General features: G+C 62.6%; 12 protein-coding genes. 5 read left to right on the top strand and 7 right to left on the bottom strand.

Translation table 11 applies throughout. The annotated features are described in order from the left end of the window. Nucleotides 1-548: 548 nt before the first annotated feature. Entirely contained in the window at nt 549-1,841 is a 1,293-nt protein-coding gene (locus ACTJLB_RS17775; protein ID WP_131318205.1) for an aspartate carbamoyltransferase, read from the top strand. A gap of 68 nt (nt 1,842-1,909) precedes the next feature. On the opposite strand, the gene ACTJLB_RS17770 is transcribed toward ACTJLB_RS17775, so the two are convergent. Next, a complete protein-coding gene (locus tag ACTJLB_RS17770) occupies nt 1,910-2,752 on the bottom strand; it encodes an alpha/beta hydrolase (protein WP_440784009.1) in 843 nt (280 codons plus the stop codon). A gap of 185 nt (nt 2,753-2,937) precedes the next feature. Continuing rightward, a complete protein-coding gene (locus tag ACTJLB_RS17765; protein WP_440784008.1) occupies nt 2,938-3,714 on the bottom strand; it encodes an NAD(P)H-dependent oxidoreductase in 777 nt (258 codons plus the stop codon). A gap of 75 nt (nt 3,715-3,789) precedes the next feature. Between ACTJLB_RS17765 and ACTJLB_RS17760 the strand changes: the two genes are divergently transcribed. Beyond that, complete coding sequence (locus tag ACTJLB_RS17760) at nt 3,790-4,698, top strand: LysR family transcriptional regulator (RefSeq protein WP_020066524.1); 909 nt, start codon at nt 3,790-3,792, stop codon at nt 4,696-4,698. A gap of 38 nt (nt 4,699-4,736) precedes the next feature. Here the strand turns inward: ACTJLB_RS17760 and ACTJLB_RS17755 are convergent, their stop codons facing one another. Continuing rightward, a complete protein-coding gene (locus tag ACTJLB_RS17755) occupies nt 4,737-5,612 on the bottom strand; it encodes an aldo/keto reductase family oxidoreductase (RefSeq protein WP_440784006.1) in 876 nt (291 codons plus the stop codon). Between the two features lie 102 nt (nt 5,613-5,714). On the opposite strand from ACTJLB_RS17755, the gene ACTJLB_RS17750 reads away from it, so the two are divergent. After that, complete coding sequence (locus ACTJLB_RS17750; RefSeq protein ID WP_440784005.1) at nt 5,715-6,611, top strand: LysR family transcriptional regulator; 897 nt, start codon at nt 5,715-5,717, stop codon at nt 6,609-6,611. A 107-nt stretch (nt 6,612-6,718) separates the two neighbouring features. Continuing rightward, nucleotides 6,719-7,948, top strand: coding sequence for a sensor histidine kinase (locus ACTJLB_RS17745; protein ID WP_020066527.1), 1,230 nt, complete (start codon nt 6,719-6,721; stop codon nt 7,946-7,948). A 22-nt stretch (nt 7,949-7,970) separates the two neighbouring features. Here ACTJLB_RS17745 and ACTJLB_RS17740 read toward each other — a convergent pair whose 3' ends face one another. Both ACTJLB_RS17740 and ACTJLB_RS17735 read right to left on the bottom strand, forming a co-directional pair. Continuing rightward, nucleotides 7,971-8,210: a hypothetical protein gene (locus ACTJLB_RS17740; RefSeq protein WP_227471194.1), complete on the bottom strand. Its 240-nt coding sequence runs from the start codon at nt 8,208-8,210 to the stop codon at nt 7,971-7,973. A gap of 201 nt (nt 8,211-8,411) precedes the next feature. Continuing rightward, nucleotides 8,412-9,530 carry a hypothetical protein gene (locus ACTJLB_RS17735; RefSeq protein WP_440784004.1) on the bottom strand — a complete coding sequence of 373 codons (1,119 nt, stop codon included), beginning with the start codon at nt 9,528-9,530 and terminating at the stop codon, nt 8,412-8,414. A gap of 516 nt (nt 9,531-10,046) precedes the next feature. On the opposite strand from ACTJLB_RS17735, the gene ACTJLB_RS17730 reads away from it, so the two are divergent. Then, nucleotides 10,047-10,424, top strand: a complete 378-nt coding sequence (locus tag ACTJLB_RS17730; RefSeq protein WP_440784003.1) for a DUF2917 domain-containing protein — start codon at nt 10,047-10,049, stop codon at nt 10,422-10,424. Nucleotides 10,425-10,540: 116 nt separating this feature from the next. Here the strand turns inward: ACTJLB_RS17730 and ACTJLB_RS17725 are convergent, their stop codons facing one another. Together ACTJLB_RS17725 and pcaF are read right to left on the bottom strand one after the other, a co-directional pair. Beyond that, entirely contained in the window at nt 10,541-11,137 is a 597-nt protein-coding gene (locus ACTJLB_RS17725) for a hypothetical protein (protein ID WP_020066531.1), read from the bottom strand. A 236-nt stretch (nt 11,138-11,373) separates the two neighbouring features. Then, entirely contained in the window at nt 11,374-12,576 is a 1,203-nt protein-coding gene (pcaF, locus tag ACTJLB_RS17720; RefSeq protein ID WP_020066533.1) for a 3-oxoadipyl-CoA thiolase, read from the bottom strand. Nucleotides 12,577-12,817: the final 241 nt, after the last annotated feature.

Here is a 12,817-nt window from a genome sequence, read left to right as displayed (position 1 = left end):
TTCATCGAACAATGGCTGCAGTTCTTTTCACTCGATCGATACACGATGGTGTTGGCTTTCGTGATGTGCGTGCGTGGATTTTTCAGTGGACGCCAGTCGCTGCGTAGCGCGTTCCCTGCTGGGGGCACAGGCTCTTACTGCGAAATGAAGCGAGATGACCCCGTGAAATGGTCCGGTAAAGCGAAGACCACTGGTCGGCGAGCGATGCCTCGTCGACCATCAACACGATGCGTTTCCTCGTCGCACCGTTTGGCCGATCAGATGTCTCCTTGGACCCGGAAGCCGCCACTCAATGTGCGGGAAGTCGAGCGGCCTTCAGGGTCGTGAACTGCCGGCCACCTACCCAACGATCAAGCCACAGCGGCTGGTGTTGCAACTGTCGCTGCCGATTCCAGATAGTCCACGCAAATCCGCCCCTTCCTGGCCAACGAACCGCGCGCTAGACCAAGCCAATCCCGCTCACCTACAAATGCCTTGACTTCTACAATAAGCGAACTAATATACGCACCGCGTATATCCGGCGCGGCCATTTTCCGCCAGGTGCCTTCATGAGCGTCCCGCAACAAGCCTTCCTCCGCGACGCCATGCGCCGCCTGAACATGACCCGCGAGACCTTCGCGGGCCGCATCGGTGTCTCCCGCCGGGCGCTGGATACGTGGTTGTTGCCTGACGACTCGCAGGAATCGCGGGCCATGCCGGAGATCGTCGAGCGCTTCGTGTCGGAAATCGTCGTGCATGGCGAGCCGGGCGAAAGATATACGCAAAGCGTAGATTCGCAGTCGCTCGCGAGCCAGATGCTGTGGGAAGGCAAGCCACAGTTGCTGTCGGTCGACCAGTTCTCGCGCGACTCGGTTGAGGCGTTGTTTCGCGTCGCGGACATCATGCAGCCCATCGCACGGCGCCGCAAAATCTCGCGCGTGCTCGAAGGCGCGGTACTCGGCAATCTCTTTTTCGAGGCCAGTACGCGGACTCGCGTGAGTTTCGGCGCGGCATTCTGCCGGCTTGGCGGTTCGGTGTGCGACACCACCGGCTTCACGTTCTCTTCCATGGCCAAGGGCGAGTCGATCTACGACACGAGCCGCGTGATGAGCGGCTACGTCGACGCACTCGTGATCCGTCATCCCGAGCAAGGCTCGGTGGCCGAATTTGCGCGCGCGACCAATGTGCCTGTGATCAACGGCGGCGACGGCCCCGGCGAACATCCGAGCCAGGCGCTGCTCGACCTCTACACAATTCAGCGCGAGTTCTCGCGGCTCGGCAAGATCGTCGACGGGGCGCATATCGCGCTCGTCGGCGACCTCAAATACGGGCGCACCGTGCATTCGCTGGTCAAACTGCTGGCTCTATATCGCGGCATCAAGTTCACGCTGATTTCGCCGCCCATGCTGGAAATGCCGGGCTACATCATCGAGCAGATTTCGCGTAACGGGCATGTGATCGAGCAGACTCACGATCTGCCGAGCGGACTGCGCGGCGCCGACGTCGTGTATGCCACGCGCATTCAGAAAGAGCGCTTTACCGACGAATCGTTCGAAGGCTACACGCCCGACTTCCAGATCAACCAGGCATTGGTAGACAGCGTGTGCGGCAGCGATACGCTCATCATGCACCCGCTTCCGCGCGACAGCCGGCCGGGCGCGAACGATCTGAGCGTCGATCTCAATCACGACTCGCGGCTCGCCATTTTCCGGCAAACCGATAACGGCATTCCAGTGCGGATGGCGATCTTCGCGGTGCTGCTCGGCGTCGAAAAACTGGTGCAGCATTCCATGCGCGACGCTGCATGGCGTCCGCCCGCATACCTCGGCCCCGATGATGCAGTGTTTCACGGCATCGACTGACGCAACTAAAACATTAGTTCGGTTACCGAAGCAAAATTAGAGCAAACACGCGGCACGAAGCATGAGCGTCAGGCTATCGCGCTACCGCCGTTGCGCCTGAAGGTAGTTGCAAAGAACTTCACCTGATATTGCACCGCGTCGGCCCAGTACTTCCAGGTGTGGCCGCCCGGCCGCTCCGCATAATGATGCGGCACGCCCAGTTCGATAAGCCGCGCATGCAGCATCCGGTTCGACTGCACGAGTGAATCGTTCATTCCGCAGTCGATCATCAGCGCAATATGCGCGCTCGCAAAGCTGCGCGCATGCTCGACGATAGGCTCGTCGTTCCAGAAGTCCGCATGCCTCGCAGGATCGCCGAACACCTGGTCGATGCCCGGTTCATCTTCGCAACCGCGCGGATCCACCGCGCCGCTCATGCTTCCCGCCGCCCCGAACTCGTCTGGCCGATCCAGCGCAATGTGAAGCGCGCCGAACCCGCCCATGCTCAAGCCGGTGATCGCGCGCCCTTCTTTCGTTGCAATGGTGCGGAAATGCATGTCGATGTACGCCACGACCTCGGTTCCGACGTAAGTCGTGTAACGGCTGCGCGAGTCGACCGGACTGTCGATATACCAGCTTTCGCGGCCGCCATCGGGCATCACGAGTATCACGTGGTAACGGTCGGCGAGTTTGCCGATGGGCGAATTGGCGGTCCAGTCGGTGTAGTCGCCGCCCGAGCCGTGCAACAGATAGACGACCGGAAAGCGGTCAGCCGCGTTGCCGCGCCCATAGCTGTCGGGCAGTACGACTGTCGCTTCCAGCGACTTGTGCATGGCCGCGCTCGGAATCGTCACGACACGGGACTGAAAGGCCCATGCCGGAGCGGCGACAAGCATCATCACGATCAGCCAGCAAAGACGCGCCTTACTCATGTTGTCGCTCTCCCTTTCTACGTGTCCGGGAACCCAGCGGGCATACCAACGACGCAAGCCATACGGGGCGGCAATATCCAGCGACGACTCTAGCAACGGCGACTTACAGCCAAATTTCAGTAAACCCTAAGATTGGTCTCACGCGATGCGCAGCGCATGCTTTCGAGCATGCGTGCGCAATGCAACTATTTGACGTGGACACCGAAGCCCTCGCGACCGGGTGCAATGTCGTCCTTCAACGTAAGCTCAGGAATCCGATAATCGCCGCCGTTCTGCGCGCGGAAGGGTATCGGCGCCGTGTTCCACAGATTGTCGAGGCGCTCGCCGAGCGCGTTGCGCACTTCGGCATATTTCTGTTCGTCGATGCGGCTCGTGCGATGCACCACGAACGGCGGCAGTACATCGAAGCCGGGGTAATACAGTATGCCGTGCTGGATCGGGAACAACAGGTCGTCGATCGGACCGTTGATGCCGCGCGAACTATAGTGCGATTCCCATCCGCCCGTCGTGACCACGAGCATCGCGCGTTTCCCGGCGAAGTTTCCCTCGCCGTAGCGGTCGCCCCAGCGCACGTCCGAGTGCTCGCCCACGCCGTATGCCAAGCCGTATGCGTAGACCCGCTCTACCCAGCCCTTCATGATCGCGGGCATTGAAAACCACCACAGCGGAAATTGCAGAATCACCGCGTCTGCCCATTTGAGCTTTGCCTGCTCCGCTGCGATGTCCGCGCTTTGCAGTCCGTTTTCGAACGCATATTTCGACGCGCGTGAAGGATCGAAGCGATCGCCGGTCGTGTGAGCGACGCTATCGCCTGCATCCAGCGCCGCCTTCCAGTTCATCGCATACAGATCGGAAACCTGAACAGCGTGCCCCGCGTCGCGCAGGCGCTTGACGGAAAACTCCTTCAGCGATCCATTCAGCGACCGTGGCTCTGGATGAGCATAAACAATGAGAACGTTCATTTGCGCTTGCCTCTTTCATGTCTGGAAGAACACACAATAGGCGTTGCCACGGTATATTAGAAATGAATTGCTGATATGACAGGTATTACCGTGAATAATCTCCGCAAGCTGGACCTGAACCTTCTCGTTACGCTCGACGTTTTGCTAGCTGAGCTGAACGTCACGCGCGCGGCTGAGCGGCTGAATTTTTCGCAACCTTCCGTGAGCGTGCATCTGGCCAAGCTTCGCGATCTGCTGGGCGATCCCCTGCTGCTGCCCGGCCCGCGCGGCATGCGTGCGACGGCCCGTGCCGAGGCGCTGCGCGAGCCGTTGCGGCAAGCGCTGGAGGCATTAGAGCAAGCCGTGGCGCCCGCGCGTCCGTTCGACCCGGCGCAGGCTGCGCACACCTGGCGCGTTGCCGCGACGGACTACGCGGAATCGACCATCGTCTTGCCAGCGTTGCCGGGCCTGCGCGCGGCGGCGCCAGGCACCCGGCTCGCCATAGTGGAGGCGGCGCCGCCCCGCATCGCAAGGCAGGCCGAACAGGGCGAGATCGACCTCGGCTTTCATACGAGCGAAGGAGCGCCCGCCGGTTTGCGACGAAGAGTGCTGTTCGCCGAGCGCTACGTGCTCGCCGGCCGTGCCGGTCACCCGCGCCTGAAACGGCGGCCGACACTCGCGCAATTCTCGAAGTTCGAGCACGTGATCGTGTCGCCCGACGGCGGCGGATTCGCCGGCGCGACCGACGAAGCGCTCGCCAAAGCCGGCCTCTCGCGCAGAGTCGTGCTCTCGGTGCCGCACTTTCTCTTCATGATTTCCGCGCTTGCCAACACCGACCTCGTGGCGATGGTGCCCGAGCGGCTGGTCCGCGACAACGCTGCACTATGCGTGGTCCAGCCGCCCGTCGAGGTGCCGGGCTACGAAATGGCGATGCTGTGGCACGAACGGTCGCATCGGGATCCGGCTCACCAGTGGCTGCGAGCGCATATTGCGGATTCCGTTTGAAGCGACGTGGCCTTAACACGTGGCGTTAACACGTTGCGTTAAGCGTTGGCGCGGCCAATGGCATCCAGTTTCGCGAGTATTTCGTCGTTCAACTCGATCTGTGCGGCGTGCAGGTTCTCGCGCAAATGCCCGACGGACGACGTGCCCGGAATCAGCAGGATATTGGGCGCGCGCTGCAGCAGCCATGCGAGCGCCACTTGCATCGGCGTCGCGCCGATCGTTGCCGCGATATCGGTCAGCGCTGACGACTGAATCGGCGTAAAGCCGCCCAAAGGAAAGAACGGTACATAAGCAATGCCCTTGACCGCCAGTTCGTCGATCAGCGCGTCGTCGGCGCGGTGCACCAGGTTGTAGTGGTTTTGCACACAGACGATCTTGACGATGCGCTGTGCTTCGGCAATCTGCGCCGGCGTGGCGTTGCTCAGGCCGATATGGCGGATCAATCCGCGCTGTTGAAGTTCGGCGAGCGCGGTGACCTGCCTTTCGACCGATCCTTCGCTCGGCGCGTGCACGTCGCCCATCATCCGCATATTCACCACTTCGAGCGCGTCGAGCCCGAGGTTGCGCAGATTGTCGTGTATGCCGCGCTCGAGATCCTCGGGCTCCTGCGCCGGCAGCCAACCGCCGTCGCTGTCCCGTACCGCGCCGAGCTTCGTGACGATCACGAGATCGTCGGCATACGGATGCAGCGCCTCGCGAATCAGCTGGTTGGTGATATGCGGGCCGTAAAAATCGCTGGTGTCGATGTGATTGACGCCGCTAGCCACCGCTTCACGCAGCACGGCGATCGCGGCGTCGCGGTCTTTCGGCGGCCCGAACACGCCGGGTCCCGCGAGTTGCATCGCGCCGTAGCCCATGCGCCGCACCTCGCGGCCGCCGAGCAAAAATGTCTTTGTCATATCGAGGTTTGTCATGGTGCTCTCCTGTCTTTGTAGGTGAGCCCAGTATGGCGGGGATTGCACCGTTTAATAAAGCGGGCTAACGTGCACGGGTTGTTCAATTTTGTGAACACTGACATGGAACTAAACGACCTCACCGCTTTCATTTCGGTCGCGCGCGCGGGCGGCTTTCGCGACGCTGCGCGCACGAGCGGCGTTTCCACGTCGAGCTTGAGCATTGCCGTGCGCCGCCTCGAAACGAAGCTCGGTCTGCGCCTGTTGAACCGTACGACCCGCAGTGTCGCGCCGACCGAAGCCGGCCTGCGTCTGCTCGAAAAACTGACGCCGCTCTTCAGCGAAATGGAAGCGGCGCTCGACGTGCTCAACGTGTTTCGCGACCGGCCAAGCGGCACGCTCAAACTGAACGTGCCGGCGAGCGCGGCGCGCATGGGATTGCCCGGTGTGATAGCGCCTTTTCTAAAGGCCTATCCGGACATACGGGTGGAAGTGGTCGTCGAAGACGGCTTTGTCGACGTGCTTTCCATTGGCTGCGACGCGGGCATCCGTTACGACGAGCGGCTCGAGCAGGACATGATCGCGGTGCCGATCGGCCCGCGCGTGGAACGCGTCGCCACCGCCGCCGCGCCGGAGTATTTGGAGGCCCGCGGACGCCCGCAGCATCCGCGCGACCTCCTTACGCATGCTTGCCTGCGCGTCCAGTTTGCCGGCGGCGCGACGCCGACGTGGATCTTCGAGCGCGACGACGAAGTGGTGCAACTGAATCCGTCGGGACCGTTGCTCGTGCGTCCCGGCGCAGCGCTCGACCTCGTGATCAGCGCAGCGCTCGCCGGCGTGGGCGTAATTCACCTGTTCGAAGACATGCTGAAGCCGCACCTCGACAGCGGTGCATTGCAGCCGGTTCTCGAACCTTGGTGGCAAAGCTTCTCGGGGCCCTTTCTCTACTATCCCGGACACCGTCATGTGCCCGCGCCCTTACGTGCGTTCGTCGATTTTTTGAAGGACCGCAACGGTTGAGCGGACGGGGCCGCAAATTCGACGCCGCGCGGGCGATTTGCTGTGATAATGGGCTGCCGCCACCGCAGCGCACGCACGCACATTTTCGAACCCAGATCCACCGCACCATGAAGAACGACACACGCGTTAGCCCCCTGCGCAACTTCGCCGAATTCGTTCGCGCCGAGCGGGTTCGTTTGACCGAACAATGGATGAACGCAGTTTTTGGCGACGTCGATCTGGTGGAAGCCGATAAGCTCACGTATCAGCAACTCGCCGATCATCTTCCCGAAATTCTCGACGGCCTGTGCGCGGCGCTGGAGGTCGACGATCTGGAACACGTCGAAACGGAGATCGAACGCGACGCGCGCAAGCACGGCATAGTGCGCTGGCGTCAAGGCTACCGGATCGAAGAACTGGTGCGCGAACTGGATCTGTTCCACCTGGTTCTCGCCGATGTACTCGACGAGTACGCCACGCGCGACAACGGATTCACCCGCAGCCACGAAAAGCGCGCGCGTCGCCTGATTGCAGAAGCGCTGAGCATGGTCACGCTTGCGTCGATCAAGGAAGTGGTCAGCGAACGCGACCGCAAGATCGACGAATACACCGGTCGGCTGGAGCGCGCCAATCACGAATTGACGCTGAAACAGCGGCTCGTCAGCGAGTTGTACGAGTCGCGCATGCACATCACGCGCAGCGTCGTGCACGATTTGCGCAACTTCCTGAATTCATTCTCAATGGCGCTGCAACTGATCGCTCGCGTGCCCGCCAAGGCCGACACCGCGTTGCAGCTAGCGAACCGGCAGGCGGCGGACATGAAGGCGCTTGTCGAACAGATGGTCGAGTACTCGGTCATTCTCGGCGACGGTACGCCGCTCACGCTCGAACAGGTCGATCTGCATGAGCTCTACGAGGAGCTCGTCGCGTCGTCGCGGCCGTCCATCGAAGAGAAGGGGCTGACGCTGCGCGCGGCGTTCGATCCGGCGCTGCCCGCCGTCACGTCGAACCGCCTGAAGATCAAGCAGATCGCCGTCAACCTGCTCACCAATGCGACCAAATACACCAAGTCGGGTCAGGTCGAGCTGTACTTCCTGACGGCCGGTCCGCAGCACTGGTCGATCCGCGTGTCGGACACCGGCGTGGGCATCGCGCCCGCCGATGCCGACCGGGTGTTTGCCGAATTCGAGCGCGCCGCCGGCGAGGAAATTCCCGGCACCGGGTTGGGTCTCGCCATCGTCAAGGAACTGTGCCGCGTGCTCGACGGGCACATCGACTTCGCGTCACGCGAAGGCGTGGGCACCACCTTCACGATCCGCTTTCCGTTGACGCTCGCGGAACCGGAAGAAGAGGCGTAACAGCAGACGCGGCAGACAGCGATCATCGTGTCGCTGCGCTGCTGGTCATGCGCGGGCATGCGCTCATTGCGCCATCGCCGTTGTTCAACCCGTGCATCACAACCTCTGAAGATGTCCCGTCGCGGCGCGCCAGTTCCGCTAGATCGAGCAAGGCGGCGTAGCGCGCGGGGCAATCCGCAGACGGAACGAGTTCAGGAAGTTCGCGCGGCAACTCCGGATTTGCCATGAACCTCTGCACGGCGATCACCAGCGCGGTCGCCACGATGATCGTCGCCCATAGGCTTGCTTTGCGAACCGTGGATGCATTCGAGGCCCGCAAGCGCCGCCGGCGGGACGCGGCAACACGCTGCTCGTCTGCGTTCGCGCTGCCCGGCGGCATCCCTCGTGTGACTTTGAAGCGGCTCGGCCGACGGGCTCGGCTGGCTAGAGTAAAGCGCATTCTTAATGACATGGCGTTCGCTCTTCACGCCCAGTGCGCCGGTACATACACATTGCCGACCCAATGGCCCGGCACCCAGACTGCCGGACGCGGCGCCGGCGCAAGATAAACGCGGCGCGGCGCTACGTAGACAACCGGCGGCGGCGCATAGACCACTGGCGGAGCGACATAAGCAACGGGCTTCGGCGCGATCACGACAGCCGGCGGGGGCGGCGGCGGTGCATACACCACGGGCTTCGGCGTCACCACGACAGCCGGCGCAGGCGGCGGTGCATAAACCACGGGCGGCGGCGCCACTACGACAGCGGGCGCGGGCGGCGGCGGCGCGACGTAGACAACCGGCTTGGGTGCAACGACGACGGCCGGCGGCGGATACACCACCGGTTTCGGCGCGACGACGACGGTCGTGCCGCCCGTCGCCACAACGCCCGTGCTCACCACGGTTCCACTCGAACTCACCGTATTGCCGTGCGTGCCGGTCACGCTGGTGGACGTCGTCACTACGCCGGGCGCTACCCGCGTCGCGGTGCCGGAATGTGCGACCGTGTTTCCATCCGATCCAGTGACCGTTCCCGAACGCGAGCATGAAGAACCGGCGCAGCTTGTCGACGCCGAGTGATCGATCGTATCGCCGTTGGAGCGCGTCACCGATCCCGACGACGAGTACTGCCCAGCGCCCGTCTTCGTCACTTCGCCGGAGGTGGTGGCCGTCTTGCCATCCGGTCCGGTGAGCGCGCCCGTATGCGAACACGTGCCGCCCGCGCAACTGGTGTCGCCAGAGTGCTGCACCGAGTTTCCGTAGCGGCCCGTCGCGGTGCCCGAATTCGAAAACTGACCGGGCGAATTGCGGGTGACCGTACCGGTGTTGGTCGCGGCACCGCCATAAGGTCCGACGACGCCACCAGCATGCGAGCAGCTGCCGCCGCCGCACGAGCCATAGTGGCCTTCGTTATAGACGCCGCGCGACGTGTAGGCGGTTCCGTGCTGCGACCACGCGAATGCCGACGCGCTGCCCAGTGCGAGCATTGCCGTTGTCGCAGTCAGCGCGAGCTTGCGCAGTGTGCGGCGAGCGGAAGGCGAAAAAGAAGTGACGGCCGCAGATGAAGCGCCGCTGACCGGGACTGCGAACGAATGAGCTTTCACGGGTATGTCCTTCGTGGAATCAGGCCACGTCGTGCGACTGCTGCTGCTGCGCTGTGTGGCGATGAACGGACTATAGGAGGACGCGCCGTGGCAGTCAGCAGTGAAGATATGTCACGCTGTTTCAGCGCGAAAGAAGCCCTCTGGGCAAGGCTTCGCGAGCATTTTGCAGAGGCGGTGACATACGCCGACATACTTTGCATCGGCGAAAACGCATCGTGCCGCATGGCTATCCGGGCGATGAGGTGACGAGGCGCTGCAGTGTGGCTACGGGAAATAGCGGCCGATTTCCGTTGACAACGTGTGCGGCAAAACGGCACACTCAATTCATGTTGACGCACATCTCCATCGCCGTAGCGATTAATCACCCGAAGCGAGCCATCATCGGCTGGCCTATGGGAGCATGTTTGCGTTAGCAGTCTGAATCTGCAAAGCAAGACCCCAAGGCCCCGCCGGTAACGGAAGGGGCCTTTTGTTTTGTGGGCGCCTCTGTCGGCCGGCTCCAAACCGGAGAGCAAGATGGATCAGGCAAGCCCGCAGTACATGGAAGACGACGCACATCGTTATGCGTATTACCAGGACGAGCGTCTACCGAAGGTGGTCGTGCATTTCCCGGTCGTGCCGGGCGCGACGCTGACATGGCGTGTCGAAGCGGACAGCACGCTTACGGTGAAGGGGGCGCGCCTTTGGCTGACCCGCATCAGTTCTCCGTACGATCACTGGATCGCGCCGGGTCAAACGTTCACCCTGCAGCGCGGCGAACGCATATGGCTCAGCGCTGACGGCGAACGAACAGCGCATGTGTCGCTGAGCTCCGCGCTGCCCGCGAAAGGCATTCTCGCGCGCTGGCTCGGTCGGCTCGCCGGTTTGAGCCTGGGGCCGCCGAGCCCGCGCTGACATGCGTTGTCAGGCTCCGCGCATGTCGCGTGAATTCGCAGCATGCGCAGCACGAGCCTGAAAAAACAACGGCGCGATGGCCGGGAAGGCCATCGCACCGCGCAACGACATACGCTTCATTGAGGCGTGCTTTGCGCCGCGTCTTGCGGCGTGACTTGTACAGCTGCGGCCGAAACGAATACCGCGTGAATCGTGTCGCCCACCTTCACGTCTGCAAGATCGACTTGCGGACCGACTTCGAGTGTTTGGGTCTGATACGCGCCGCGCAGAGTGACAAGGCGCCGTTTGCGGTCGATCTTTTGCACGGTGGCAAGCACTTCGACCTGACGCGCCGATTCGAAGCCGCCCGACGCAGGTGTGTAGACCTGCGTATCGACGCGTTCACGAATGCCCTTGCCTTTTCCTGTCACTCGCTCGGCCTTGACCAGCAGCGCGTTTTTATACAGCGCATCCACGTGGTCGCCCACCTTCAGTTTTTCGAAACCGGCGACTTGCTGGCCCACGAGCACGATCACAACGTTGCCGTTCGCCCCCTGCAGCGTGAGCGAGCGGCTGCCGGGATCGATGCCCACGATGGTGGCCTTCATATGCACAGGCTGCACGGCACTGACGACACCTTGCGCGGCGCTCGCCAAGGGCTCTTGCGCCCACGCCGGCTGAGCCGCGGCGAGCACCGCTGCCGTCAATGCTGCTCCTATCGTCGCTGCATTCATTTACGCTCTCCTTGAAAAATCGTCCCGGCCACGTTGCCCATTTCGCATAATGTCCAATGGGAAATATTCAGGACGCTTGACTAAAGATGTAGCGCAACGATTGTACATGCCTTACAGGAAGCTTCAATTGCGAGCCGGTACGACGCTTGCCGACGCGCGACGCAAAAAGAAACAGCCTCTTCGCGGCAGCGAAGAGGCTGTTCAGAAACGCAAAGCGCGGCACGCGCGCTAGACCATCACACGCGTTCGATTGCGATTGCGATGCCCTGCCCCACGCCGATACACATCGTGCACAGTGCGAAGCGTCCCTGCGTGCGTTGCAGTTGGTACATCGCGGTCGTCACGAGGCGCGCGCCGCTCATGCCGAGCGGATGACCCAGCGCGATTGCGCCGCCGTTCGGGTTCACACGTGCGTCGTCGTCTGCCACGCCGAGCGTGCGCAGCACCGCAATACCTTGAGAAGCAAACGCCTCGTTCAACTCGATCACGTCGAACTGATCGATGGTCATGTTCAGGCGCGCCATCAATTTTTGTGCGGCGGGCGCCGGGCCCATGCCCATTATGCGCGGCGCGACACCCGCCGTCGCGATGCCGAGCACGCGGGCTCGCGGCGTGAGGCCGAACCGCTTGGCCGTCTCTTCGTTGGCCAGCAGCAGCGCCGCTGCGCCGTCGTTGACGCCCGATGCGTTGCCTGCCGTTACCGTGCCGTCCGGGCGCACGACGCCCTTCAGTTTCGCGAGCGTTTCCAGGCTCGTCTCACGCGGATGCTCGTCTTGCGACACCGTGATCGGATCACCCTTCTTCTGCGCGATCGTCACGCCGACGATTTCCTGCGCGAGCGTGCCGTCCTTCTGCGCGCGCGCGGCTTTCTGCTGACTGCGAAGTGCGAACGCGTCCTGATCGGCGCGGCTGATGTTGTAGTCGGTCGCGACGTTTTCGCCGGTCTCCGGCATCGAGTCGACGCCGTACATCTGCTTCATCAACGGATTGACGAAACGCCAGCCGATGGTCGTGTCGTAGATGTCTGCCTGGCGCGAAAACGCGCTCGTTGCCTTGCCCATGACAAACGGTGCGCGGCTCATGCTCTCGACGCCGCCCGCCACCATCAACGCGGCCTCGCCTGACTTGATTGCGCGCGCGGCGATGCCGACCGCGTCCATGCCGGAGCCGCACAAGCGGTTCACGGTCGAACCCGGCACGTCTTTAGGCAGCCCTGCGAGCAGCAACGACATGCGCGCTACGTTGCGGTTGTCTTCGCCAGCCTGATTCGCGCAGCCGTAGATGACGTCGTCGATGACGCTCCAGTCGACGTTCTTGTTGCGCTCCATCAGCGCCTTCAGCGGCACCGCGCCCAGATCGTCTGCGCGAACCGACGACAGCGAGCCCGCATAGCGGCCGATGGGGGTGCGAATCGCGTCGCACAGGAATGCTTCGGTCATGTCATGTCTCCAGTGATGTGCTGCGCGCGCCGCGCCGTCAGCATGAATGCGTGGCACGGGCGGATGCGTCGAGCATCGGCCGGGCGGCTGCCGGGCAGCCGTCGCGTGAATTCAGCTTAGCGCAGGATGGTGAACGATGCGTTCGAGTTGCCGGCCGTTTTGTTCTCTCTCCGAACATACGGTCATATATCGAACAACAAGGCTCGATAATAGGCGCGTGGCGGAAACGCTGTCAAGCGCG

It is taken from the genome of Paraburkholderia sp. 22098 (genome assembly GCF_052045935.1).
In the GTDB taxonomy this organism is placed as follows: domain Bacteria; phylum Pseudomonadota; class Gammaproteobacteria; order Burkholderiales; family Burkholderiaceae; genus Paraburkholderia; species Paraburkholderia caledonica.
The sequence above is the reverse complement of the archived record's forward strand: the minus strand, read 5'-3'. Positions and strand labels throughout refer to the sequence as shown.